Raw genomic sequence first — 25,357 nt, 5'->3', positions numbered from 1 at the left:
CGTGGCCACCTTCCTCTACCGACTCGGCAGGGGCGCCTTCCGGCGCCGTCGCTTCGTCGCCCTCGTCTGGGTGGCACTGCTGTTCGCCGCCGGTTTCGGCGCGGCGTCGGCGTCCGCCCCCACCTCAGGCTCGTTCTCCATACCCGGCACGGAGGCCCAGAAGGCCTTCGACCTGCTGGAGCAGCGCTTCCCGGGCATGACCGCCAACGGCGCGACCGCCCGCATCGTCATCAAGGCCCCGGACGGCGCCAAGGTCACCGACCCGGCCCCCAAGGCCCAGGTCGAGAAGATCGTCTCCGGGCTCAAGGGCGGCGCCGGCGCCGACCAGATCGCCTCGGTCGACGACCCGTACCAGTCCAAGGCGATCAGCCAGGACTCCCGTACTGCCTACATCAGCACCAAGTACAAGGTCAGCGGCATGGAGCTGACCGACGCGACGCGCGAGGCGCTCAAGGAGTCCGGGAAGGACGCGCAGGCGGCCGGGCTGACCGTCGAGATCGGCGGTGACGCGCTGATGACGGCGCCCGAGACCGGCTCCGGCGAGGTCATCGGCATCCTGATCGCGGCCGTCGTCCTGGTCATCACCTTCGGCTCGCTGATCGCGGCCGGACTGCCGCTGCTGACCGCGCTGATCGGCGTGGGCATCGGCGTCTCCTCCATCACGGCGCTCGCCAACGTGCTGGACCTCGGCTCCACCACCTCCACCCTCGCGATGATGATCGGCCTCGCCGTCGGCATCGACTACGCCCTCTTCATCGTCTCCCGCTACCGCGCGGAGCTCGCCGAGGGCCGTGAGCGCGACGAGGCTGCGGGCCGGGCTGCCGGAACCGCCGGTTCCGCCGTGGTGTTCGCCGGTCTGACCGTGGTCATCGCCCTCGTGGGTCTGGCCGTCGTCAACATCCCGATGCTGACGAAGATGGGCTTCGCTGCCGCCGGCACCGTCGTCATCGCGGTCCTCGTCGCCCTCACCCTGGTCCCGGCCATCCTCGGCTTCGCGGGCAAGAAGGTCCTGCCTGCCGGTACGAAGAGCCGGCTGTTCGGCAAGGGCAAGCCGGCCGGCGCCGAGCCCAAGGCCAACGGCGGCACCCGCTGGGCACGCTTCGTCCTGCGCCGCCCGGTCCTGGTGCTGCTGGCCGGTGTGATCGGCCTCGGCGCCATCGCGATCCCGGCGGGCAAGCTGGAGATGGGCCTGCCGGACGACGGCGCCCAGCCGGTGTCCACCAGCCAGCGCCGGGCGTACGACCTGCTGTCCGACGGCTTCGGCCCGGGCTTCAACGGCCCGCTGATGGTGGTCGTGGACGGCGACAAGGCGCTCGCGGACAAGACGGTCGACCGGATCAAGGGTCTGGACGGCGTGGCCGTGGTCACCCCGCCGATGCCGAACAAGGCAGGCGACGCGGCGATCATCAACGTGATCCCGAAGGACCGCCCGTCCTCCACCGCGACCGAGGACCTCGTCCACACCATCCGCGACGGCAGCGGCGACGACGTCCTCGTCACCGGCGCGACCGCGATGAACATCGACTTCTCGCAGAAGATGAACGACGCGCTGGTGCCCTACCTCGCGCTCGTCGTCGGTCTCGCCTTCCTGCTGCTGATGCTGGTGTTCCGCTCGATCCTCGTGCCGCTCAAGGCGGCCCTCGGCTTCCTGCTGTCGGTCGTCGCGGCCCTCGGCGCGGTCGTCGCGGTCTTCCAGTGGGGCTGGCTCGGCTCGCTCTTCGGGGTCGAGCAGACCGGCCCGATCATGTCGATGATGCCGATCTTCATGGTGGGCGTCGTCTTCGGCCTGGCGATGGACTACGAGGTCTTCCTGGTCACCCGGATGCGCGAGGCGTACGTGCACGGCGAGCGCCCGGGGCAGGCCGTGGTGACCGGCTTCCAGTACAGCGCGCGGGTGGTCGTGGCCGCCGCCGTCATCATGATCGCGGTGTTCTCGGGCTTCATCGGGGCCAGCGAGCAGATGGTCAAGATGATCGGCTTCGGCCTGGCCGTGGCGGTCTTCTTCGACGCCTTCGTGGTCCGCATGGCCATCGTCCCGGCGGTGCTCGCGCTGCTCGGGCACAAGGCGTGGTGGCTGCCGAAGTGGCTCGACCGGATCCTGCCGAACGTGGACGTGGAGGGCGAGAGCCTGCGCAAGCACCTCGGGGAGTCCGCGCACGGTCCGGACAAGGACCGGGAGCTCGTCAACGCCTGACGTTGCGCCGCACGGGTGAACGACCGGCCCCGCACCGCCTGATCGCCAGGTGGTGCGGGGCCGGTCCGTCGTGCGTGTGCGGCCCGGACGGGCCCCGGGCCGTCTCGTCTAGCGGGCGGCGGCGAACGTACGGCGCAGGAAGCGGCGCAGCGCGGCGCAGTCGAACTGGACGACGGCCACACCCTCGGGCGAGTGGAACTCCACGATCACCTGCACCCGGCCGCAGGGCCAGACGCGTACGTCGCCGGTCCCGCTCGGGGCCAGCAGGCCCGCCTCCAGCAGGGCGCGGGGGAAGACCCACTCGTTGTCGGTGCCCTCGGGGGACACCCCCGCGGGGAAGACGATCCGGACGGCGAGCGGCTCATCGGGTACGAAGCGCAGGGCGACCGGAATGGCACGGTAGAGCGGATCGTCGGTGATCACGCGGGCGCGGACCCGTTCCTCGACTGCGGTCCTGGTGGCGGTCGCGTGGGGATTCTCGGCGGTGGCTGACATCTCCAAGACTCCTCCATATTGGGACATATGGGTCCGTATTTCCCCCAGCCTCGCACACTTCCACGAAACCGCCCGCTTCTCTTCGTACGCTGCGCGCTCTTGCCAACGGTTCGCAACTGGGCATTAGTCTTGAACGGTTAAACACTGTTGCGAGTCAACCGCAGGAAGCGGAGCGAAACCCATGCACGTGCCCGACGGCTTCATCGATGCCCCCGTCTCCATAGCCGCAGGTGTCGCAGCCGCCGGAGCGGTGGCCGTCAGCCTGCGTGGTGCCCGCCGTGAGCTCGAGGACAGCGCCGCGCCGCTCGCCGGACTGGTGGCGGCCTTCATCTTCGCCGTGCAGATGCTGAACTTCCCCGTCGCCGCCGGCACCAGCGGACACCTGCTCGGCGGCGCGCTCGCCGCGATACTCGTCGGCCCCTACACCGGTGTGCTCTGCGTGTCGGTGGTGCTGCTCATGCAGGGCGTGCTCTTCGCCGACGGCGGTCTGACCGCCCTCGGCGTCAACGTCATGAACATGGCCGTCGTCACCGTCCTCGTCGCCTACGCCGTCTTCCGCGGCCTGGTGAAGGTCCTGCCCAAGACCCGCCGCTCGGTCACCGCCGCCGCCTTCACCGGCGCACTTGTGTCCGTACCCGGCGCGGCCGTCATGTTCACCCTCTTCTACGCCCTCGGTGGCACCACCGACGTACCGCTCGCCAAGGTGTTCACCGCCATGGTCGGCGTGCACGTCCTCATCGGCATCGGCGAGGCGGTCATCACCGCCGCGACGGTCGGCGCGGTGCTCGCCGTACGCCCCGACCTGGTGCACGGCGCGCGCGGACTGAGCACGCCGCTCAAGCTGCGCGTCGGCGGTGAACTGGTCGACGCCCCCGCCGCCGCCCCTGCCGCGCCCGTCTCCGGTCCCCGCTCCACCAAGCCGGTGTGGATCACCGGGCTGGTCACCGCCCTCGTGCTCGCCGGTTTCGTCTCCTACTACGCCTCCGCCAGCCCGGACGGCCTGGAGAAGGTCGCCGCCGACAAGGGCATCGACCAGAACGAGCGGGAGCACGCCGCCGCCAACTCCCCGCTCGCCGACTACAGCGTCAAGGACGTCGCCGACACCCGTCTCTCCGGCGGCCTCGCGGGCGTCATCGGCGTCGGCGCGACCGTCGCCGTCGGCACCGGGATCTTCTGGAGCGTGCGCCGCCGCCGCGCGGAAGACCTGACGGCCACCTCGACCTCGGCCGCCGGCTGACATGGGCGCGGGCCACAGCCACAAGCTCTACCGCCACGGGCACTCGGCGGTGCACGCGCTGCCGCCGCAGTGCAAGCTCGTCGCCGCCTTCACCTTCGTGGTGGTCGTCGTCTCCACACCCCGCGGGGCGGTGTGGGCGTTCGCCCTCTACGCCGTCCTGCTCGCCGCGGTCGCGGCAGCGGCCCGGATCCCGGCCGGCTTCCTGCTGCGGCGGCTGCTGATCGAAGTACCGTTCGTCGCCTTCGCGGTCCTCATGCCCTTCGTGGCGCAGGGCGAGCGGGTCGAGGTGCTCGGCGTCCCGCTGAGCGTCTCCGGCCTGTGGGGCGCCTGGAACGTGCTGGCCAAGGGCACCCTGGGAGTGGCCGCCTCCGTGCTGCTCGCGTCGACGACCGAACTGCGGGCGCTGCTGCTCGGCATGCAGCGGCTGAAACTCCCGCCGCTGCTGGTCCAGATCGCCACCTTCATGATCCGGTACGGCGACGTGATCACCGGTGAGCTGCGGCGGATGTCCATCGCCCGGCGCTCGCGCGGCTTCGAGGCGCGCGGCGTGCGGCACTGGGGGGTACTGGCCAAGACCGCCGGCTCGCTGTTCATCCGTTCCTACGAGCGCGGCGAGCGGGTCTACCTCGCGATGGTCAGCCGCGGCTACGCCGGTTCGATGCCGGTGATCGACGACATCGCGGCCTCGCGCGCCCAGTGGGCGCACGCGGCCGTACTCCCGGTGACGGCCCTCGCCGTCTGTCTGATGGGATGGACGCTGTGACCACCGAAGCACCCTCTCTCGAAGTCTCCGGCCTCGCGTACGCCTATCCCGACGGGCACCAGGCCCTCTTCGGGGTCGACCTGACCGTCGGGCGCGGGGAACGGGTGGCGCTGCTCGGCCCCAACGGCGCGGGCAAGACCACCCTCGTACTCCACCTCAACGGCATCCTGGGCGGTGGCGTCGGCAAGGTGAGCGTGGCCGGGCTGCCCGTGGAGAAGCGGAACTTCGCCGAGGTCCGGCGGCGCGTCGGGATCGTCTTCCAGGACCCCGACGACCAGCTGTTCATGCCGACGGTGCGCGAGGACGTGGCCTTCGGCCCGGCGGCGGCCGGGATGCGGGGCGCGGAACTCCAGGCGCGGGTGGCCGAGGCGCTGGAGCAGGTGGGGATGGCCGCGTTCGCGGACCGGCCGCCGCACCACCTGTCCTTCGGGCAGCGCCGCCGGGTGGCGGTGGCGACCGTACTCGCGATGCGTCCGGAGATCCTCGTACTGGACGAGCCGTCCTCCAACCTCGACCCGGCGTCGCGGCGCGAGCTGGCGGACATCCTGCGCTCGCTGGACGTGACGGTCCTGATGGTGACGCACGACCTGCCGTACGCGCTGGAGCTGTGCCCGCGCGCGGTGGTCCTCAGCGAGGGGGTCATCGCGGCCGACGGGCGCACGCAGGACCTGCTGTGCGACGAGGAGCTGATGCGGGCGCACCGGCTGGAGCTGCCGTTCGGCTTCGACCCGCGGTCGGTGACGCTGCCGGCGGCCGCGGCATAAGTGCCCGCGGCCGGTTGTTGGACCGCTCGTGGACATCCAGGGTGAGGTGACGGAGGGCTTCGAGCCCGTCCGGGACGCTTTCGTACGCAACTTCGAGGTGCTCGGGGACCGGGGCGCGGCCGTCACCGTGTACCGGGACGGGCGCCGGGTCGTCGACCTGTGGGCCGGGACGAAGGACGCGGACGGCGGCGGGCCCTGGGAGGCGGGGACCGCGCAGGTGGTGCGGTCCGCGACCAAGGGCGTGGCGGCGGCGGTGCCGCTGCTGCTCCACCAGCGGGGGCTGCTGGACCTCGACGCGCCGGTGGGGGCGTACTGGCCGCAGTTCAAGGCGGGCGGCAAGGACCGCGCGCTGGTCCGGGACCTGCTCGCCCACCGGGCGGGGGTGCCCGCGCTGGACCGGCCGCTGAGCCCGGCCGAGGCCGTCGACGGGGTCTCGGGGGCGCGGGCCGTCGCCGAGCAGCAGGCCTTCTGGGAGCCGGGCACCGAGCACGGCTACCACGCACAGACGTACAGCTGGCTGCTGTCGGAACTGGTGCTGCGGGTGACCGGGGAGTCGATGGGCACCTGGCTGGCCCGGGAGGTCACGGGCCCGCTGGGGCTGGACTTCTGGATCGGTCTGCCGGAAGCGGAAGCGGAGGCGGGCCGCGTCGGGCGGGTGGGGGCCGTGGAGCCGCCGGAGCCGGCGGGGGGCCTTCGCACGCGCCCGCGGCGAAACGTTTCGCAGGCGTACGCGGACCCCTCCTCCCTGACCCGGCGCGCCTTCGGGGCGATAGCCCCGCTGCCGGACGAGAACGCCCCCGAGTACCGCGCGGCGGAGCTGCCCGCCTCGGCGGGGATCGGGACGGCGCGGGCGCTGGCCGGGTTCTACGCGGCGCTGCTGGGGGACACCGAGGACGGCGCGCGGCTGTTCACCCCCGAGACGGCGGTGCTGGCGTCCCGCGAGCTGTCGTCGGGGCCGGACCGGGTGCTGGTGGTGAACACCCGCTTCGGCCCGGGTTACATGCTGCACGGCCCGGCGTCGCCCCTGCTGTCCCCGGCGTCGTTCGGCCACCCGGGCCGGGGCGGTTCCCTGGCGTTCGCCGACGCGGAGGCGGGCATCGGCTTCGGCTACGTCACGAACTCCCTGGCCAAGTCGGTCACGGCGGACCCCCGCCCCCAGGCCCTGATCCGCGCCCTCGGCGCATCGCTGTCGGCCTGACGCCCCGCGGGGGGGCCGGGCGCCGCCCGGCCGGCCGGGCCGGCGGTGGCCGGCCGACGTGACCCCGGCGGCCCTCGAAAGGACCGCGTCGCGGCCGAGGGGGGCCTGCCTGCCCCTACGCGCCTGCCCCTACGCGCCTGCCTCGCACGTTCGGCCGGGACGACCCTGACGCCTACGGGGCGGGCCGAAGGGGCCGGCCGGGCCGGGCGGGCTGAGGGGGCGGAGCGAGCCGACCGGGCTGGACGGCCTGAATGGCCTGAGCAGGCTGCCGGGCACCTGGGCCGCCTGGGCCGGCTGGGCTGAGCCGGCGCGCCGTCGCGCGCCCTTGCCCGAGCCGACCGGGCGCGCCCCGGTACTGCCGGGCACCTGGCCGCGCTGCGGGCGGGCCGGTTCCAGGCGAGCTGGCTGACGGAGACGCGGGCCCGCTCGCCGGCTCCCGGGTGGTCCGAGTCGGGCAGGTGGGGGGCGTCACGGTGCTGGGCCCGGTCAGGCGAGCCGCTCTCGCCGTGGCACGGGCAGAGACCCGGCGGCTGCCCCTACCCGGCACGCGGCGCAACCCGTCCTGGTCCTGGACCTCCACCCGTGACCCAGGCCCGCTCCGGGCCCCGAGGCGGGTACGACGACCGGGGCGGCGCCCCCAGCGGTCGGGCCTGGCGACCGGCCGCGCACGGCCGAAGGGCGGCGGTGGCGCCGCCCCGCCGGAGTCCGCCCGGCGTCCGCCGGACGGAGTCCGGCGCAGCGGCGCGAAGCCCGGGAGGCCCGCCAGGGCCGATCGGCGCGAGCGGCGCGTGAAGAGTCACGTGGCCCGCCAGGGCCGATCGGCGCGAGCGGCGCGTGAAGATCAAGAGGCCCGGAGCACCGCTGCGACGATGGGGCCCGCCGCGTCCGCGCCGTGGCCGCCCGCTTCGACCATGGCGGCCGCCGCCACGTCGTCGCTGAACCCGGTGAACCAGCTGTCCGGGCTGACCCCGTCCACCTCCGCGGAGCCGGTCTTGGCGCCCTTGTCGCCGCCGACCGAGGACATCACGCCCGCCGCCGTCCCGCTCGACGCGGTCAGCCGCATCATCGACACCAGTTGCTGCCGCACCGACGGCTTCATCCCCCGCGCCGCCGCCGCGACCGGCCGCCCGTCCAGCTCCGCCGGGACCAGCAGCGGCTGGTGGAACTGCCCGCTGCGCGCCGTGGCCGTGAGGGAGGCGACGTTCAGCGGGTTCATGGTGATGTCGCCCTGCCCGATGTACTCGGCCGCCGCCTCCGCGCCCGAGGTGACGGGGACCTTGCCGTCGACCGACTTGACGCCCGTCTTCCAGTCCAGGCCTATGCCGAAGACCTCCTTCGCCTCCTTCGCCAGCGCCGCGTCGTCCTTGACGTCGTCGATCTGCTTGATGAAGGCGGTGTTGCAGGACTTGGCGAAGCTCGTCGCGAAACTCGCGCCGGGCAGCTCGAAGTCGTTCAGGTTGTGGAACGTACGGCCGCCCCAGGCCGCCTCCTTGACGCACTCCGCCGGTTTGTCGGCGGCCGCCTTGCCCCGGTCGAGCAGCATCGCCGCCGTCACGATCTTCATCGTCGAGCCGGGGGCGCGGGCGCCCTGCATGGCCGCGTTGAAGCCGTCCTTGCGGTTGTTCGCCACGGCCAGGACGTGCCCCGTGCTGGGCTGGACGGCGACCACCGACGACTCCGGGTACCGGGCGACGGCCTTCTCCGCCGCCGCCTGCACCCGCGCGTCCAGGTAGGTCGTGAGCGTGGCGGGCTCGCCCTCCGCCAAGGTCAGCAGCGTCCGCTGCGGCGTGCCGGCGACGGCCGGCTCGATGAACAGCGCCGCACCGGGTTTGCCGCCCGCCTTCGCGCCGTACGTCCGCGTCAGCTCGGCGAGGACCGGGCCCAGCGAGGGGTACTTCTCCGCCGTCAGCTCCTCGCCCCTGTGGTCCACGGCCTTGACCGGTGCGCCCGCGGGCGCACCGACGCGCAGCCGTTCACCCTTCTGGAGCTGCGGGTGGACGACCGAGGGCTGCCAGTCGACCAGCGCCTTCCCGGTGGAGACGCCGCGTACGACGGTCAGCTGGGAGTCGTAGGCGAGGGGCTTGGTCGTGCCCTCGTACGTGACCTCCGCCTCGACCTTGAACGGCACGGTGGTGCCGTTCGGCGTGCCGGGGGTGATCACGGCCTTCGACACGTACGCCTTGGCCGCGAAGTCCGCGACCGCGGTCTGCGCCTCCAGCGCGTTGTTCGTCAGGTCGGCGGCCGCCCGGGAGTCCCCCGAGGCCCAGGCGGCGAGGAAGTCCTTCGCGGTCTTCTCGGTCTCCTTCTGGCTCGGCGGCCCGGTCTCCTTGGTGGAGGCCCTCATTCCCGTCGCCCCGCCGGCGTCCTCCCCGACCAGCGCGTACACCCCGTACCCGGCCCCGCCGACCATCGCGAGGAACACCCCGCCGACGATGGCACCCTTCGCCGCCCCGTTCACTTGCGTCCCCTCCCCGGGCCCCAGTCCCTGAACATGTTCAAGAACCCTTGGTGCGGACCTTACGCGCTGCGAAACCCCCGGACACGCCTTGTTACCGGACCGGAACGTCCTGGCCGATTCCCGCCCCCACGGACGAGGTCCGGCCCCCTGACGGCGCCGGACCCCGTCCGAAGTCGCTTCACCCAGGTCCCCCGGCTCTTCAGACCCAGGTGTCCAGCCACATGCGGCCGCGCCAGGAGTCCATCGGGATGCTCTCGCCCGTGTAGATCGGCCAGAAATAGATGAAGTTCCAGATGATCAGCAGGACCAGGACACCCGCGCCGATCGCGCCCAGGGCGCGGCGGCGCTCCGAGGAGCCCGCCGGGCCGAGGAGGGCGCCGATCATCATCGTCACCGCCAGGCACAGGTACGGGACGAAGACCACCGCGTAGAAGAAGAAGATCGTCCGCTCCTGGTAGTTGAACCACGGCAGCAGACCCGCGGCCAGTGCGCACGCGATCGCGCCCGCCCGCCAGTCGCGGCGGAAGAACCACCGCCACAGCACGTACAGCAGCGCGAAGCAGCCCGCCCACCACAGCAGCGGGGTCCCCATGGCCAGCACCTCGCGGGCGCACTTGGCCGTCTCGGTCGCCGGGCAGCCGTCCGTGCCGGGCGCGGGGGACTCGTAGAAGTAGGAGACGGGCCGGCCCAGCACCAGCCAGCTCCACGGGTTCGACTCGTACGTGTGACCCGAGGTCAGGCCCACGTGGAACTTGTACACCTCGGTCTCGTAGTGCCACAGGCTGCGCAGCCACTCCGGCAGCCACGACAGCGAACTGCCCTGGTCGTGCTTGGCGGCCCAGTCGCGGAAGTAGCCGCCCTTGCCGTCGTCCGCGCTCATCAGCCAGCCCGTCCAGGACGCCAGGTAGACGGCGATCGCCACCGGCACCGTCGACAGGAACCCCGGCAGCGCGTCCCGGCGCAGCATCGCCGCGTACGGGGCGCCCGCGCCCGCCGTGCGGCGCGCGGCCGCGTCCCACAGCACCGTCAGCAGGCCGAAGAAGGCCAGGACCACCAGGCCGTTCCACTTCGTGCCGAACGCCAGGCCCAGGCAGACGCCTGCCAGGAGCCGGTACGGGCGCCACCCCAGCCGCAGCGTCTGCGCGACGACCGCGTCCGGCCGGGCGCGGCCGTCGCCGTCCACCGGCAGCGCCGCCGCCAGCCGCGCCCGCGTCCGGTCGCGGTCGATGACCAGCGCCCCGAAAGCGGCCAGCACGAAGAACATCAGGACCAGGTCGAGCAGCGCGGTCCGGCTCATCACCAGGTGCAGCCCGTCCACCGCCAGCAGCGCACCGGCCAGGCAGCCCAGGAACGTCGAGCGGAACAGCCGCCGGCCGATCCGGCACAGCATCAGGACCGACAGGGTGCCCAGCACCGCGGTCATGAACCGCCAGCCGAACGGATCGAAACCGAACATCCACTCGCCGAGGCCGATCACCCACTTCCCGACCGGCGGGTGGACGACGTAGCCCGGCTCCAGCGGCAGCGCGACCCCGCCCGGGTCGGCGAGGATCGACTTGTCGACGTCCTTGGGCCAACTCGCCTCGTAGCCCTGCCGGATCGTGGCCCACGCGTCCTTCGCGTAGTACGTCTCGTCGAATATCACCGCCTTCGGGCTGCCCAGGTGCGTGAACCGCAGCACTCCCGCCACCAGCGTCACGAGCAGCGGACCCACCCACGCCATGACGCGCTGCCAGCGCTCGCGCGCCGCGACGGGCACGCCGAGCGCCGTCCACAGCTGCTCGGAGGGCCGCGCGTACGCAGGCACGAGGCGGGTGCGGACGTCCGCGCCCCGCGCGCGCGGGGCGTAGCCGAAGCCGCGCAGGCGGCGGAGCCAGACGGGCGGCTCGGGTTCGGGGCCGCGGCCGCCCGGCGGGACGGGCGGGGCCCCCGCGGGGCTGGGCGGCGGCGTCGCGGTACTGGTCACCGGATCATCGTAGGGAACGCGGCTGTGGGAACCCCAGTGCCTGCGCGAGTCCCGTGGGGCGGCTGAGAGGATGGACCGGTGACGACTGACCAGCCCCGCGCCGCCGTGACCCCCTCCACCACCGGCGTGCTCGTGCTCGCCGGGACCCCGATCGGCGACCTCGCCGACGCCCCGCCGCGCTTGGGGGCCGAGCTGGAGCGGGCCGACGTGATCGCGGCCGAGGACACCCGGCGGCTGCGCCGGCTCACCCAGGGGCTCGGCGTGCACACGACCGGGCGCGTGCTGTCGTACTTCGAGGGCAACGAGTCCGCCCGCACCCCCGAGCTGGTCGAGGCCCTGGAATCCGGCAAGCGGGTCCTGCTGGTCACCGACGCCGGGATGCCCTCGGTCTCCGACCCCGGCTACCGCCTCGTCGCCGCGGCCGTGACCAAGGACATCAAGGTCACCGCCGTCCCCGGCCCCTCCGCCGTACTGACCGCGCTCGCGCTGTCGGGGCTGCCCGTGGACCGGTTCTGCTTCGAGGGGTTCCTCCCGCGCAAGGCGGGCGAGCGCCTCGGCCGTCTCCGCGAGGTCGAGGGCGAGCGGCGCACGCTGGTCTACTTCGAGGCCCCGCACCGGCTGGACGACACCCTGGCCGCGATGGCGCAGGTGTTCGGAGAGGGCCGGCGGGCCGCGGTGTGCCGCGAGCTGACCAAGACGTACGAAGAGGTCAAGCGCGGCGCCCTCGCCGAGCTGGCGGCCTGGGCCGCGGAAGGCGTGCGCGGCGAGATCACGATCGTGGTCGAGGGCGCACCGGCCGCCGCACCGGGCGACGTCGACGACGAGGAACTGGTGCGCAGGGTGCGGGTGCGGGAGGAGGCGGGGGAGCGGCGCAAGGAGGCCATCGCCTCGGTCGCCGCCGAGGCCGGCGTACCCAAGCGCGACGTCTTCGACGCGGTGGTGGCGGCAAAGAATGCGGCACGGAACGAGGCGTAGGTCGGTAAAGAGATAACCTGAAAAGCAAAGCTCAGACCGCGCACCGGCCCTTTTGGGCATGAGTGGCCCAAAGTCCGTCCAACACTGGACAGGGCCTGATGCGCTCCTGCCCGAAGAGGCGTCCACTGGCAATGCACCAGTGGAACAAGAGGAGCTGGCATGAGTGAGATCGCTGAGACCCCGGCACCCGCACCGACCGCCGCCACCGCCGTACCCACCGCCCCGCCCAGGCCGTCCGTGCACACCGTGCACGAGGCCTACTCGTTCGCCTGCATGAAGTGCGGGTACGGCTGGGAGCAGGGGTACGAGATCGAACACCACGTGGACGGCAAGGGCCAGCCCTTCATCGTGTACACGGCGGGCAGCGAGCGGGTTCCGTCGCCCCTGTCCAACCCGACCTGCATGAACTGCGGCGGCCACATCGTCCGCATCATGCGCGAGGGACAGGTCAAGTCGGTCCTCGGCATGCTCGACCAGCTCTACCACCAGGCCATCCACCCCGGCATCGCCGGACCGGTCCCGGCCACGCAGGACGCCCCCCGCCCGCCCAAGCCGCGCAAGGCGCCGCTCACGCACGAGGGCCCCGGCCCGGTGCCCGCCGGGTCCCCCTCCGTACGGCGCGGACCGCTGGCCCGGCTGCGGGGCCTCTTCCGGGGGTGAGCAGCGGGTGAGCGGCCGGTGAGGAGCCGAGGGGCGGCGGGTCGAGCAGCCGAGGGGCGGCGGGTGAGCGGGCGGGACCGCCCGCCCGACCGGTCATAAGATCGGCCTCATGAGCCGTTCCCCTGACGACACGCCGCCCCCGCTGCCCGAACCGCTGCGGGTGGCGGTCGCCGACTCGCACACCCACCTGGACATGCAGTCCGGAACCGTCGAAGAAGGCCTGGCCAAGGCCGCCTCCGTGGGCGTGACCACCGTCGTCCAGGTCGGCTGCGACGTGAAGGGCTCGCGCTGGGCCGCCGAGACCGCCGCCGCGTACGAGAACGTCCACGCCGCCGTCGCCCTTCACCCGAACGAAGCGCCCCGCATCGTCCACGGCGATCCCGACGGCTGGTCGAGGCAGGGCGCGCGCAGCGGCGGCGGCGAGGGGGCGCTGGACGAGGCGCTGGCCGAGATCGAGGCCCTGGCCGCGCTCCCGCAGGTCAAGGCGGTCGGCGAGACGGGACTGGACTACTTCCGCACCGGCCCCGAGGGCACGGCCGCGCAGGAGCGTTCCTTCCGCGCGCACATCGAGATCGCCAAACGCCAGGGCAAGGCCCTGGTCATCCACGACCGCGACGCCCACGCCGACGTCCTGCGCATCCTGCGCGAGGAGGGCGCTCCCGAGCGGACCGTCTTCCACTGCTACTCCGGTGACGCCGCCATGGCCCGCGAGTGCGCCGCGGCCGGGTACTACATGTCCTTCGCCGGGACCGTCACCTTCAAGAACGCCGCGCCGCTGCGCGAGGCGCTCGCGGTCGCCCCGCTGGAGCTGGTGCTCGTGGAGACGGACGCCCCGTACCTCACCCCCGCGCCGTACCGCGGGCGGCCGAACGCGCCCTACCTCATTCCGCTGACGGTGCGGGCGATGGCGGCGGTCCGCGGCCTGGACGAGGACGCGATGTCCACCGCCCTGGCCGCCAACACCGCCCGCGCCTTCGGCTACTGAGGGACCGTCGGCTCCGACACGCTGGGTATCCGCGCGGCTTTGATGAGTGACGGCCGTTGCCGCTAGGGTGCCGTGCCCGAACCAGCGGGGCCGGACACGTGGAGCGACGTCGTGAGCGAGACACAGGGCAGTGGCGGCCGGGCCGCGCAGACGGCCGTGCCCCGGCCGGCCGGAGCCCGGGACGGATGGGCCGCGGGCTTCGACGCGGCGGAGCCGGCGGCCCGGCCACCGGCCGCGGACGCCCCGGCCCCGATCTGGACCTCCCCGGCGCCCTGGCCCGCGACCGCAGGGCACGCGGGCCACGGCGAAGGCCCGTACGACGGCCCCTACGCCGACCGGTACGGCAGCCATGGCGACGGCCCCTACGCCGGTCAGTACGGCATCCGTGGCGAGGAGCCCTACGGCGGCCACCGCGACGGCCCGTACGGTGACCAGGGCGGTGGCCGGGGCCGCGGCGACGGCCGGGCCGACGCCGGGGCCGGCGGCCCGTACGCGGACCACCGCCGAGCCCCGCTCGACGGCCCGTACGAAGCCCCCTACGACAGCCCGCTCCGCGACCTCCTCGCCCCCCGCGGCGAGCCCGGTCACCCCGCGCCGCCGGAGGCGGACCCCGCCGTCCCGGCCCCCCGCCCCGCGCGGCGCCGCAACGGCCGCGGGCGCACCGCCGCCCCCCACGAGGACCCGTACCGCACCCCGGCGGAGGAGCCCCCGGGCCCCGGTCGGCGCCGCCGCCCGGAAGGCGGCGGCCCCGCCACCGTCTGGCCCCCCGCCGAAACCGGCCCCGGGCGCCGTCGCCGGAGCGAGAACCCGCCGCCCGCCCCGGCACCGGCCGGCACCGGCAGACGCCGCGCGGCCCCCGCAGCCGCTCCCCCTCCCGCGACCGCCGTCGCAGCCGCTGCGCCCGGCCCCGACCACTGGCGCCGCATCGTCCCCCAGGCCCTGGTCGTCGCCTTCCTCGCGGGCGGCACCACCGCCTTCGTCGCGGCCGACAAGACGGTCCGCCTCACCGTCGACGGCGTCCCCCGCACCCTCCACACCTTCGCGGACGGCGTCGACGAACTGCTCGCCGCCGAACACCTCGGCGTCGGCTCCCACGACCTCGTCGCCCCCGGCCGGGACACCGCCCTCGAGGACGGCGAGGAGGTCGTCGTCCGCTACGGGCGCCCCCTCCACCTCACCCTTGACGGAACGTCCCGCCAGGTGTGGACCACCTCCCGCACCGTCGAAGGCGCCCTGCGCCAGCTCGGCATCCGCGCCGAAGGCGCCTACCTCTCCGCCGCCCCCGCCGCCGCCGTACCGCGCGCCGGACTCGCCCTCACCGTCCGCACCGAACGCGGCGTCACCTTCATGGCCGACGGCCACGAGACCACCATCCGCACCAACGCCGCCACCGTCCAAGAGGCCCTCGGCCAGGCCGGCATCACCCTGCGCGGCCAGGACACCACCTCCGTCGCCCCGGAGTCCTTCCCTCGCGACGGGCAGACCGTCACCGTGCTGCGCATCACCGGCACCCGCGAGGTCCGCGAGGAACGCATCCCGTTCGAGACGGAGCGGGCCGAGGACGACAGCCTGTTCGCCGGCACCGAGCTGGTGGAACGCGCCGGCCGGCCCGGGACCCGCCGGGTCACCTACAGCCTGCGCACCGTCAACGGCGTACAGGAGAAACCCCGCCGGCTCTCCGACGAGGTGATCCGCGAGCCCGTCACCCAGCTCGTCAAGGTCGGCACGAAGCCGCTGCCGGCCTCCGTGGCGGGCGCCGACGACCTCGACTGGGACGCGCTGGCCCAGTGCGAGTCGGGCGGCCGGCCCTCCGCCACCGACGCGTCGGGCACCTACGGCGGGCTGTACCAGTTCGACGTGACCACCTGGCAGAGCCTCGGCGGCAGCGGCCGGCCCCAGGACGCCTCGGGCGCGGAGCAGACGTACCGGGCCAAGAAGCTCTACGTGCAGCGGGGGGCGACTCCCTGGCCCCACTGCGGCCGTAGGCTTTACCGGTGAGCACCGCAGAGCAGCAGCCCCACGAGACACCTTCCGACGCCCTCCTCGGACCGGCCGACATCCGGGAACTGGCCGCCGTCCTCGGCGTCCGGCCGACGAAGCAGAAGGGCCAGAACTTCGTCATCGACGCCAACACGGTCCGCCGGATCGTCCGCACCGCCGAGGTGCGGCCGGACGACGTGGTCGTGGAGGTCGGACCGGGTCTGGGCTCCCTCACGCTCGCGCTGCTGGAGGCCGCGGACCGGGTCACCGCCGTCGAGATCGACGACGTCCTCGCCGCGGCGCTGCCCGCCACCATCGAGGCGCGGATGCCCGGGCGCAAGGACCGCTTCGCGCTCGTGCACTCCGACGCGATGCTCGTCACCGAGCTGCCGGGCCCCGCGCCGACGGCGCTCGTCGCGAACCTGCCGTACAACGTGGCGGTGCCCGTCCTGCTGACCATGCTCGACCGCTTCCCCAGCATCGAGCGGACGCTGGTGATGGTGCAGGCGGAGGTCGCCGACCGGCTCGCCGCCGAGCCGGGCAACAAGGTGTACGGGGTGCCCTCCGTCAAGGCCAACTGGTACGCGCACGTCAAGCGGGCCGGGTCCATCGGACGCAAGGTGTTCTGGCCCGCCCCCAACGTCGACTCCGGTCTGGTCTCGCTGGTCCGCCGGACCGAGCCGATCAAGACCACCGCCTCCAAGGCGGAGGTCTTCGCGGTCGTCGACGCCGCCTTCGCGCAGCGGCGCAAGACCCTGCGCGCCGCCCTCGCCGGCTGGGCCGGCTCCGCCGCGGGCGCCGAGGCCGCGCTGGTCGCCGCGGGCGTCTCCCCGCAGGCCCGCGGGGAGTCCCTGACGGTGGAGGAGTTCGCCGCGATCGCCGAGCACAAGCCGGCCGCCGAGAGGCCCGCCCTGTGAGCGGCGGCGTGACCGTACGGGTCCCCGCGAAGGTCAACGTCCGCCTCGCGGTCGGCGCCGCCCGGCCCGACGGCTTCCACGACCTGGCGAACGTCTTCCTCGCCGTGTCCCTGTACGACGAGGTCACCGCGGCCCCCGCCGACGCGCTGACGGTGACCTGCGAAGGCCCCGACGCCGGCCAGGTGCCCCTGGACCGCAGCAACCTCGCCGCCCGCGCCGCCGAGGCCCTCGCCGCCCGCAACGGCCTCGCCCCGTCCGTGCACCTCCACATCGCGAAGAACATCCCCGTGGCCGGCGGCATGGCCGGAGGCAGCGCGGACGGCGCCGCGGCCCTGCTGGCCTGCGACGAACTGTGGGGCCTGGACACCCCGCGCGCGGAGCTGCTGGACATCTGCGCCGAGCTGGGCAGCGACGTGCCGTTCAGCCTGGTCGGCGGCGCGGCGCTCGGCACGGGCCGCGGGGAGGTCCTCACCCCCGTCCCCGCCGAAACCTTCCACTGGGTGTTCGCGGTCGCCGACGGCGGACTGTCGACCCCGGCCGTGTTCCGCGAGTTCGACCGGCTCACCGCCGGGCAGGACGTCCCGGCCCCGCAGGCCTCCCGGGCCCTGCTGGACGCCCTCGCCTCGGGCGACCCCGACGCGCTCGCCGCGACCCTGGCCAACGACCTCCAGCCCGCCGCCCTGTCGCTGCGGCCGCAGCTCGCCGACACCCTCGCGGCGGGCACCCGCGCCGGAGCCCTGGCCGCACTGGTCTCCGGATCCGGCCCCACCACCGCGTTCCTGGTCCGCGACGCACGGTCCGCGGCCACGGTGGCCGCCGCCCTCGAAGCCTCCGGGACCTGCCGCACCACCCGTGTCGCCGACGGCCCCGCCCCGGGAGCCACCGTCGTCTGCGCGCCGTCCGGGAGGGTTAGGCTGAGGGGCTGATCCACACCCTCTCCCGGACACCGGCCGGGGGGACCCCGCACCTGGAGCGCGTCTGATGGCCGTCAATCTGGTCAATGTCGAGGCAGTCAGCAAGGTGTACGGCACCCGTACCCTGCTCGACGGCATCTCCCTCGGCGTGTCCGAGGGAGACCGCATCGGTGTCGTCGGCCGCAACGGCGACGGCAAGACCACCCTCATCCGGATGCTCGCCAAGCTGGAGGAACCCGACACCGGCCGCGTCACCCAGTCCGGCGGCCTGCGCATGGGCGTCCTCACCCAGCACGACTCCCTCGACCCGCAGGCCACCGTCCGCCACGAGATCATCGGCGACATGGCCGACCACGAGTGGGCCGGCGACGCCAAGATCCGCGACGTGCTGACCGGTCTCTTCGGCGGCCTGGACCTGCCCGGCTTCGGCCAGGGCCTCGACACCGTCATCGGCCCGCTCTCCGGCGGCGAGCGCCGGCGCATCGCCCTCGCCAAGCTCCTCATCGCCGAGCAGGACCTCCTCGTCCTCGACGAGCCCACGAACCACCTCGACGTCGAAGGCATCTCCTGGCTGGCCAAGCACCTCCAGGAACGCCGCTCCGCGCTCGTCTGCGTCACCCACGACCGCTGGTTCCTCGACCAGGTCTGCACCCGCATGTGGGACGTCCAGCGCGGAGCCGTCCACGAGTACGAGGGCGGCTACAGCGACTACGTCTTCGCCCGCGCCGAACGCGAACGGATCGCCGCCACCGAGGAGTCCAAGCGGCAGAACCTCATGCGCAAGGAGCTCGCCTGGCTGCGCCGCGGCGCCCCGGCCCGCACCTCCAAGCCGCGTTACCGCATCGAGGCCGCCAACGAGCTCATCGCCGACGTGCCGCCGCCGCGCGACACGTCCGAGCTGATGCGCTTCGCCAACGCCCGCCTCGGCAAGACCGTCTTCGACCTGGAAGACGTCACCGTCCAGGCCGGGCCGAAGATCCTGCTCAAGCACCTCACCTGGCACCTCGGCCCCGGCGACCGCGTCGGCCTCGTCGGCGTCAACGGCGCCGGCAAGACCTCCCTGCTGCGCGCCCTCGCCGCGGCCGCCCGCACCCAGGGCGAGGAGCAGCCCGCGGGCGGCAGCGTCACCGTCGGCAAGACCGTCCGGCTGGCTTACCTCTCCCAGGAGGTCGGCGAACTCGACCCCTCGCTGCGCGTCCTGGAGGCCGTCCAGCGCGTCCGCGACCGCGTCGACCTCGGCAAGGGCCGCGAGATGACCGCCGGTCAGCTGTGCGAGCAGTTCGGGTTCACCAAGGAGAAGCAGTGGACGCCGGTCGGCGACCTCTCCGGCGGCGAGCGGCGACGGCTGCAGATCCTGCGCCTGCTGATGGACGAGCCCAACGTCCTGTTCCTCGACGAGCCGACCAACGACCTCGACATCGAGACCCTGACCCAGCTGGAGGACCTCCTCGACGGCTGGCCCGGCTCGATGATCGTCATCTCCCACGACCGGTTCTTCATCGAGCGCACCACCGACACCGTGATGGCGCTCCTCGGCGACGCGTCCCTGCGCATGCTCCCGCGCGGCCTGGACGAGTACCTGGAACGCCGCCGGGCGATGATCGAGGCCGCCGCCCCGGCGCCCGCGCCCGCGGCCGTCAAGTCGTCGTCCTCGGGCGACGCGCGCGCCGCCAAGAAGGAACTCCAGAAGATCGAGCGGCAGCTCAACAAGATGTCGGACCGCGAGTCGAACCTGCACGCGCAGATCGCCGAGAACTCCACCGACTACGACAAGGTCGCCAAACTCGACGCGGAGCTGCGTGAACTCATCGCAGAACGGGACGAGTTGGAGATGCGCTGGCTGGAGCTCGCCGAAGAGGCCTGATCCGGCCACCCCCGGTCGCCCGGCCGACCGGATAACGGCCACGTCACGGGCCGGTCCTCCCTTGGGAACAGGGCACGGACCGGCCCGATGTATGTTCGGCGTCAGTGATAGAAAGGTCATCCTCCCGTCACGACCGTCCCACGCCGAAGGTATGCGCTGATGACCGAGCCGCCCCAGCCGCCGCCGAACCAGCCGCCACCGCCTTCCGGTTACGGCCACCTGCCCGGCCCGCCGCAGCCCGGGTACGTTCCCCCGCCGGCCGCGAACCCGTACGCCCAGCAGCCCGCGACGGCCCCGCAGCAGCACGTCCCGCACCCCTCGCAGCAGCAGTTCCCGCAGCCCGGTTACGGCTACCCGCCGCCCCCCGGCATGCCCCAGGGCCGGCCCGGCGCGCCCGGCGGCCCGGGCAACCGGAAACTGGTCGTCACCATCGCCGCCGTCGTGGCCGCCACCCTCGTCCTGGGCACCGGCGCGTACTTCGCCTTCGGCCGGGACGGCGGCGGCGCCCCCAAGCCGCCCGTCGCGCAGGGCAGTACGTCCGCCGACGACAAGCCCTCCGGCTCGCCGTCCGTCGACACCGGCGACGGAAGCGGCAACGGCAGCGGCGACCAGGAGGACTTCAACGCCGGGCGCAAGCCCGGCGAGGACAAGGTCCTCTGGTACAAGAGCGCGAAGATCGACGGACCCGGCGCCGGCATTCCCGCCCAGGGCCAGTGGGTCGTCGGCGACGTTGTCGTCAAGACGGTGGGCAAGTCCCTCGTCGGCTACCAGGTCACCGACGGCAAGCAGAAGTGGAAGCTCGACCTCTCCTCCGACATCTGCGGGAGCACCCACCAGACCACGGGCGACGGCAAGACCGTCGTCCTGCTCAAGCAGGACGACAGCAACACCGCCGACTGCAACCAGCTGAAGCTGATCGACCTCAAATCGGGCAAGGAGGGCTGGACGAAGACCGTCGAGCAGCAGAACCTCTTCGACACCGCCATCAGCGCCTTCCCGAGCATCGTCGGCGACACCGTCACCGTCAACCGCCTCATCTCCAGCACCGCCTACAAGATCAGCACCGGTGACAAGCTCTTCACCGGCAACGTCCCCGAAGGCTGCAAGCCGCACGCCTACATCGGCGGCGGCGCCAAGATGATCGGCATCGCCACCTGCGAGGACGCCGACCGCACCGTCGAAGTCCAGGGCGCCGACCCGGCCACCGGCAAGAAGAGCTGGACCTACCGCCTGCCCAAGGGATTCACCGTCAACAGCGTCTATTCCGTGGACCCGCTCGTCATCGACGTCGGCAACCGCGGCACCAAGGAACGGGCCGTCCTCTCCTTGGGCCCCGACGGGCACAAGCGCGCCAGCATGTCCGCCGAAGGCTCGTTCGCCATCTGCCCCGGGGGCGACGAAGGCCGGCAGGGCTGCGGAACCTCCGCAGTCGCCGACGACACGCTGTACCTGGTGACCGCGTCCGCGACGGGCGGCAAGTCCAACGAGATCGTCGCCTTCGACCTGGGCACCGGCAAGGCGAAGTGGCGCACCCCCTCCGGGGACAACACCCTCCTCGCCCCGCTCGGGGCCGAGAAGGGACGGCTGATCGCCTACCGCAAGAGCCTGTCCTCCGACAAGGGCGGCGAGATCGTCGCCGTCCCGGCCGCCGGCGGCAACCCCACCGTGCTGCTGCACAACCCGTCGGGAGCCGCCTCGAAGGTCGAGAGCGCGTTCTACTCCCCGGAGCTCGACTACGTGGACGGCCGGTTCTTCCTGTCCGTCACCCGTCTGCAGGCCGACGGCAAGGACGAGAAGCTCCTGATGGCCTTCGGCAAGTGAACGAGTCCACCGAGCCGCCCACCGAGAGGCAGTAGATCCCCCCATGAGCACGCCCAGTACCCCGCCCCCGCCGCCGAACCAGCCGCCGCCGGGCGGCTACGGCACGCCCCCGCCGCCGAACCAGCCGCCGCCGGGCGGCTACGGCACGCCCCCGCCGCCGAACCAGCCGCCCCAGGGCGGCTACGGCACGCCCCCGCCGGTGCCGCCCGTGCCGCCGACGGTCCCGCAGCAGCCCGCGGCCGCCCCGCCCGGGCAGCCCTCGTACGGCTACCCCCCGCAGGCGTCGGCCGGCTACGGCTACCCCCAGCAGCAGGCCGCCGGCTTCCCCACGGCGCCGCACCAGGCCGTCGGCCAGGGCGGAGCGGGCGGCGGCGACAAGCGCACCCAGCTGATGATCGTCGGGGCCGCGCTGCTGGCCATCGTCCTCATCATCAGCGGCGGCTTCTGGTACGTCTCCGGCCAGGACGGCGGCGGCGGTGCCCAGCCCACCGCCAACGGATCCCCCAGCGGCAACACGGGGAACAACAAGGGCCCGGCGCCCTCGGGCGGCACGGAGAAGGTCCCGGCCAACACCAAGTCGCGGACCCTGGTCAACGTGCCCAGCCCGGCGCCCGACGACGTCGTCTCCGTCGACGGCTCCTGGCTCACCGACACCACCTACGTCAAGTCCGACGTGGCCAAGGTCGTCGGCTACAACCTCGTCGACGGCGGCAAGAAGTGGGAGATCCCGCTCCCCGCCCAGATCTGCGGCGCGACCAAGCACGTCAGCGGCAACAAGACCGCCATCCTCTTCCAGGAGGGCATGGCCAGCGAGAGCAACAAGTACCCCCGGTGCACCCAGGTCGGCGTCATCGACCTCGACGCCGGCAAGCTCGTCTGGTCCGGCACCGCCAAGTCCCAGACCAACGGTGACAAGCCCGTCCCCTTCACCGAGGTCACCGTCAGCGGCCAGACCGTCGCCGCGGGCGGCCTGGGCGGCGGCGCCGCCTGGAACCTCGCCGACGGCGCGTCGCTGTGGACGCCCAAGCCCGACGCGGAGGGCTGCTACGACCTCGGCTACGCGGGCGGCGAAGCCCTCGCCGTGCTGCGCAAGTGCGGCCGCGACCCCAACGTGACCCTGTACGCGCAGGCCCTCGACCCCGCCACGGGCGCGCCGAAGGCCTCGTACAAGCTGGCCCCCGGCATCGAGTGGGCGGGCATCATCTCCACCAAGCCGCTCATCGTCGCCGCCAACGTCGGCAACACCGCCAAGAACGCCACCAACGTCAGCGACCTCTTCGTCATCGACGACGCCGGCCAGCTCAAGTCCCGCATCGGCCTCTCCAGCGGCAACTACGGGCCCGACTGCCCCGCGACCGAGGTCGAGCAGTGCACGGGCATGGTCGTCGGCAACGGCAAGGTCTACCTCCCCACCTACGAGCACCAGGGCGCGGCGGGCTCCATCGGCCGTACCAACGAGCTGGTCTCCTTCGACCTGGAGACCGGCAAGGGCACCACGGACCGTGCCGACGCCGGTGAGCGGTACACGATGTACCCGCTGCGCATGGACGGGTCGAACATCATCGCCTACAAGGAGCCCCCGTACGACGGAGGCGGCCAGATCGTCAGCATCGACGGCAAGACGATGAAGCAGACCGTCCTGATGCAGAACCCGTCCGACAAGGCCGTCCACAGCGCCGAGACGCAGTTCGTGGTCGACCACGCGGAGTTCCGCTACCACAACGGGCACCTGTTCATCGCCCGCACGATGGTCCGCAAGCCGTACGGCAGCGCAGGTGACCCCGAGCACCTGTTCGTGTCCTTCATCGCCAACTGACCCCGGACCCCACGCGCGTACGAGCCCCCGGACGACCCCACGCTTCCGGGGGCTTTCGCGCGGTAACCGGCACGCCCCGTCGAACAAGCGTGTAGCTTGCCGGGTCAGGAGGAACGGGGAGGGTGCCCTGATGGGCGTACGGGTCATGGTGGTCGACGAGCACCGCCTGCTGGCCGAGGCGCTCGCCTCGGCCCTCAAACTGCGCGGCCACCGGGTCCTCGCGGCCGCCGCGCCGGCCGCCGGAGCGGCCGAGCTGGTCATCAGCCGCGCTCCCGAGGTCTGCCTCTTCGGTACCGCCACCCCCGCGGAGCCGGCCGTCTTCGAACCCGTCGTCCGCATCAGGCGCGAGCGCCCGCAGATCGCCGTCGTGGTCCTCGGCCCCGTGCCGAACCCGCGCGGGATCGCCGCGGCCTTCGCCGCGGGCGCCTGCGGGTACGTACGCCACGACGAGCGCATCGAGGGCGTGGAACGGGCGCTGGCCAAGGCGCGGGCGGGGGAGGTGGCCATCTCCCCGCAGCTGCTGCAGAGCGCCTTCGCGGAGCTGCTCAACCCCGCCGCCCAGCCCGACGACGAGGGCAGCCGGCTGCTGCGGCTGCTCACGCCGCGCGAGGTGGAGGTACTGGTCCGGGTCGCGGAGGGCGAGGACACCCGGCTCATCGCGGCCGGCATGGCCATCGCGCCGAGCACCGCCCGTACGCACGTCCAGCGGGTCCTGATGAAGCTGGGCGTGGGCTCGCGGCTGGAGGCGGCCGCGCTGGCCGCCCGTACCGGCCTCCTCGAGCGGGCCGCGCCGCCGGTGTGGCCGCCGACCGCCGGGACCTGAGGTTCCCGGGGCCACGGGGCCCGCGTTACGGGCGATTGCGGGCACGGCGCCCCCCGGATTTCCCCGGAGGCGTGCGATCCGGTAAGCCGGACCCTGCACGCTTTCCCGCGTGCGTTCCCCCGCGAGAGGCAGCAGCAGTGAGCAAGTACCTGGTCACGGGCGGCGCCGGATACGTGGGCGGCGTCGTCGCCGCCCACCTCCTGGAAGCCGGCCACGAGGTGACCGTCCTCGACAACTTCTCCACCGGCTTCGGCGAGGGCGTCCCCGCGGGCGCCACCCTGATCGAGGGGCGGATCCAGGACGCCGCCGAGCACCTGGACCCCTCCTTCGACGCCGTGCTCCACTTCGCGGCCTCCTCGCAGGTCGGCGAGTCCGTCGTGAACCCCGGCAAGTACTGGGACAACAACGTCGGCGGCACCCTCGCCCTGCTGACCGCGATGCGCGGGGCGGGCGTGCGCAAGCTCGTCTTCTCCTCCACCGCCGCCACCTACGGCGAGCCCACCGAAGGCCTGCTGACGGAGACGTCGGTGACCGCGCCGACCAACCCCTACGGCGCCTCCAAGCTCGCCGTCGACCACATGATCGCGGGGGAGTGCGTGGCGCACGGCCTGGCCGCGGTGTCGCTGCGCTACTTCAACGTGGCGGGCGCGTACGGGGAGTTCGGTGAGCGGCACGACCCCGAGACGCACCTGATCCCGCTGGTCCTGCAGGTCGCGCTCGGACAGCGCGAGTCCATCTCGGTGTTCGGGGACGACTACCCGACCCCCGACGGCACCTGCGTGCGCGACTACATCCACGTCGCGGACCTCGCGCAGGCCCACCTGTCGGCGCTGCGCGTCGCCACCGAGGGCGAGCACCTGATCTGCAACCTGGGCAACGGCAGCGGTTTCTCGGTCCGCGAGGTCATCGAGACCGTCCGCAAAGTCACCGGCCGGGAGATCCCCGAGGTCGTCGCCCCGCGCCGCCCGGGCGACCCGGCGGTGCTGGTGGCCTCCGCCCGCACGGCGCACGAGCGCCTCGGCTGGACCCCCTCCCGCTCCGACCTCACCGGCATCGTGACCGACGCCTGGAACTTCGCGCGCCGCAACCACTCCTGACCGGCCCCGCCCTCCTGACCGGCCCGCATCTCCGGACCGGCTCCGCCCTCGCGACCGGCCCGGCCCTCCTGACCGGCCCGCATCTCCGGACCGGGCCGGCGGCGTCCACCCGGCAGGGGCGCGCGCCGGGTCGCCGCGCGCTGCCGCCGGGCGCCCTACGCGGGCGCCCGGCGTGCGTACGCCGGGTGAACCGCCCACCGCGCAACTGCCCGTGGCACGCACCGAGGGCCCGGCCCGTCCGCCGGATCACGCGGATAGGTGAATTCCGGCCAGGGCGGCGGCCGTTCGGGGCCTCCGGGCCGGAAAAGCCGTCGAAAAACTTCTGCTATTCGGCCATCCGCCGGAGCCCGGCCGCTCTACGCTGATGCGTGACACCGGTGGGGGCCGGTGTCGATTCAGGGGTCGAGATACGCCGGGTACGGCGTCCGCT

General features: G+C 73.3%; 19 protein-coding genes. 16 read left to right on the top strand and 3 right to left on the bottom strand.

Annotated features, from left to right (window positions below):
* The first annotated feature begins 1 nt into the window (after window position 1).
* The gene (locus OHA81_RS13710) at window positions 2–2,194 is read left to right on the top strand and encodes an MMPL family transporter (RefSeq protein ID WP_329195907.1); all 2,193 of its coding nucleotides are present in this window, start codon (window positions 2–4) and stop codon (window positions 2,192–2,194) included.
* A gap of 108 nt (window positions 2,195–2,302) precedes the next feature.
* Here the strand turns inward: OHA81_RS13710 and OHA81_RS13705 are convergent, their stop codons facing one another.
* Complete coding sequence (locus OHA81_RS13705; RefSeq protein ID WP_329195905.1) at window positions 2,303–2,689, bottom strand: SsgA family sporulation/cell division regulator; 387 nt, start codon at window positions 2,687–2,689, stop codon at window positions 2,303–2,305.
* Window positions 2,690–2,870: 181 nt separating this feature from the next.
* Here OHA81_RS13705 and OHA81_RS13700 point away from each other — a divergent pair, with 181 nt between their 5' ends.
* From OHA81_RS13700 to OHA81_RS13685, 4 genes are read left to right on the top strand one after another with little or no spacing between them, the layout of a single operon-like run.
* Complete coding sequence (locus OHA81_RS13700) at window positions 2,871–3,926, top strand: energy-coupling factor ABC transporter permease (protein ID WP_329195904.1); 1,056 nt, start codon at window positions 2,871–2,873, stop codon at window positions 3,924–3,926.
* Window position 3,927: 1 nt separating this feature from the next.
* Window positions 3,928–4,689 carry a cobalt ECF transporter T component CbiQ gene (gene cbiQ, locus OHA81_RS13695; RefSeq protein WP_329195903.1) on the top strand — a complete coding sequence of 254 codons (762 nt, stop codon included), beginning with the start codon at window positions 3,928–3,930 and terminating at the stop codon, window positions 4,687–4,689.
* A complete protein-coding gene (locus OHA81_RS13690; protein WP_329195901.1) occupies window positions 4,677–5,453 on the top strand; it encodes an energy-coupling factor ABC transporter ATP-binding protein in 777 nt (258 codons plus the stop codon). The genes cbiQ and OHA81_RS13690 overlap by 13 nt, the downstream gene beginning before the upstream one ends.
* Before the next feature lie 28 nt (window positions 5,454–5,481).
* Window positions 5,482–6,651, top strand: a complete 1,170-nt coding sequence (locus OHA81_RS13685) for a serine hydrolase domain-containing protein (RefSeq protein ID WP_329195899.1) — start codon at window positions 5,482–5,484, stop codon at window positions 6,649–6,651.
* An 841-nt stretch (window positions 6,652–7,492) separates the two neighbouring features.
* Here the strand turns inward: OHA81_RS13685 and OHA81_RS13680 are convergent.
* Both OHA81_RS13680 and OHA81_RS13675 read right to left on the bottom strand, forming a co-directional pair.
* Window positions 7,493–9,109 carry a penicillin-binding transpeptidase domain-containing protein gene (locus tag OHA81_RS13680; protein ID WP_329195898.1) on the bottom strand — a complete coding sequence of 539 codons (1,617 nt, stop codon included), beginning with the start codon at window positions 9,107–9,109 and terminating at the stop codon, window positions 7,493–7,495.
* Between the two features lie 199 nt (window positions 9,110–9,308).
* A complete protein-coding gene (locus tag OHA81_RS13675) occupies window positions 9,309–11,075 on the bottom strand; it encodes a dolichyl-phosphate-mannose--protein mannosyltransferase (protein ID WP_443056531.1) in 1,767 nt (588 codons plus the stop codon).
* A 78-nt stretch (window positions 11,076–11,153) separates the two neighbouring features.
* Here OHA81_RS13675 and rsmI point away from each other — a divergent pair, with 78 nt between their 5' ends.
* From rsmI to galE, 11 genes are all read left to right on the top strand, one after another.
* Window positions 11,154–12,050, top strand: coding sequence for a 16S rRNA (cytidine(1402)-2'-O)-methyltransferase (gene rsmI, locus OHA81_RS13670; protein ID WP_329195896.1), 897 nt, complete (start codon window positions 11,154–11,156; stop codon window positions 12,048–12,050).
* A 159-nt stretch (window positions 12,051–12,209) separates the two neighbouring features.
* On the top strand, window positions 12,210–12,710 hold the full coding sequence (locus OHA81_RS13665; RefSeq protein WP_329195894.1) for a hypothetical protein: 501 nt from the start codon (window positions 12,210–12,212) through the stop codon (window positions 12,708–12,710).
* Window positions 12,711–12,819: 109 nt separating this feature from the next.
* The gene (locus OHA81_RS13660; RefSeq protein ID WP_329195893.1) at window positions 12,820–13,695 is read left to right on the top strand and encodes a TatD family hydrolase; all 876 of its coding nucleotides are present in this window, start codon (window positions 12,820–12,822) and stop codon (window positions 13,693–13,695) included.
* A gap of 381 nt (window positions 13,696–14,076) precedes the next feature.
* On the top strand, window positions 14,077–15,693 hold the full coding sequence (locus OHA81_RS13655) for a ubiquitin-like domain-containing protein (protein ID WP_329202255.1): 1,617 nt from the start codon (window positions 14,077–14,079) through the stop codon (window positions 15,691–15,693).
* Window positions 15,690–16,592, top strand: coding sequence for a 16S rRNA (adenine(1518)-N(6)/adenine(1519)-N(6))-dimethyltransferase RsmA (gene rsmA / locus OHA81_RS13650; RefSeq protein WP_329195891.1), 903 nt, complete (start codon window positions 15,690–15,692; stop codon window positions 16,590–16,592). Before OHA81_RS13655 ends, rsmA begins: the two co-directional genes overlap by 4 nt.
* Window positions 16,589–17,518, top strand: coding sequence for a 4-(cytidine 5'-diphospho)-2-C-methyl-D-erythritol kinase (locus tag OHA81_RS13645; protein WP_329195889.1), 930 nt, complete (start codon window positions 16,589–16,591; stop codon window positions 17,516–17,518). The genes rsmA and OHA81_RS13645 overlap by 4 nt, the downstream gene beginning before the upstream one ends.
* A 55-nt stretch (window positions 17,519–17,573) precedes the next feature.
* The gene (locus OHA81_RS13640) at window positions 17,574–19,370 is read left to right on the top strand and encodes an ABC-F family ATP-binding cassette domain-containing protein (RefSeq protein WP_329195887.1); all 1,797 of its coding nucleotides are present in this window, start codon (window positions 17,574–17,576) and stop codon (window positions 19,368–19,370) included.
* 159 nt (window positions 19,371–19,529) lie between these two features.
* The gene (locus OHA81_RS13635) at window positions 19,530–21,191 is read left to right on the top strand and encodes an outer membrane protein assembly factor BamB family protein (protein WP_329195885.1); all 1,662 of its coding nucleotides are present in this window, start codon (window positions 19,530–19,532) and stop codon (window positions 21,189–21,191) included.
* 43 nt (window positions 21,192–21,234) lie between these two features.
* A complete protein-coding gene (locus OHA81_RS13630) occupies window positions 21,235–23,007 on the top strand; it encodes an outer membrane protein assembly factor BamB family protein (protein ID WP_329195883.1) in 1,773 nt (590 codons plus the stop codon).
* A 130-nt stretch (window positions 23,008–23,137) separates the two neighbouring features.
* Window positions 23,138–23,830 (top strand): response regulator transcription factor, encoded by a 693-nt coding sequence (locus OHA81_RS13625; RefSeq protein ID WP_329195882.1) that lies wholly within the window; start codon window positions 23,138–23,140, stop codon window positions 23,828–23,830.
* A gap of 137 nt (window positions 23,831–23,967) precedes the next feature.
* The gene (galE, locus tag OHA81_RS13620; RefSeq protein ID WP_329195880.1) at window positions 23,968–24,927 is read left to right on the top strand and encodes a UDP-glucose 4-epimerase GalE; all 960 of its coding nucleotides are present in this window, start codon (window positions 23,968–23,970) and stop codon (window positions 24,925–24,927) included.
* Window positions 24,928–25,357: the final 430 nt, after the last annotated feature.

The organism is Streptomyces sp. NBC_00667 (genome assembly GCF_036226825.1).
Classification (GTDB): Bacteria; Actinomycetota; Actinomycetes; order Streptomycetales; family Streptomycetaceae; genus Streptomyces.
The sequence above is the reverse complement of the archived record's forward strand: the minus strand, read 5'-3'. Positions and strand labels throughout refer to the sequence as shown.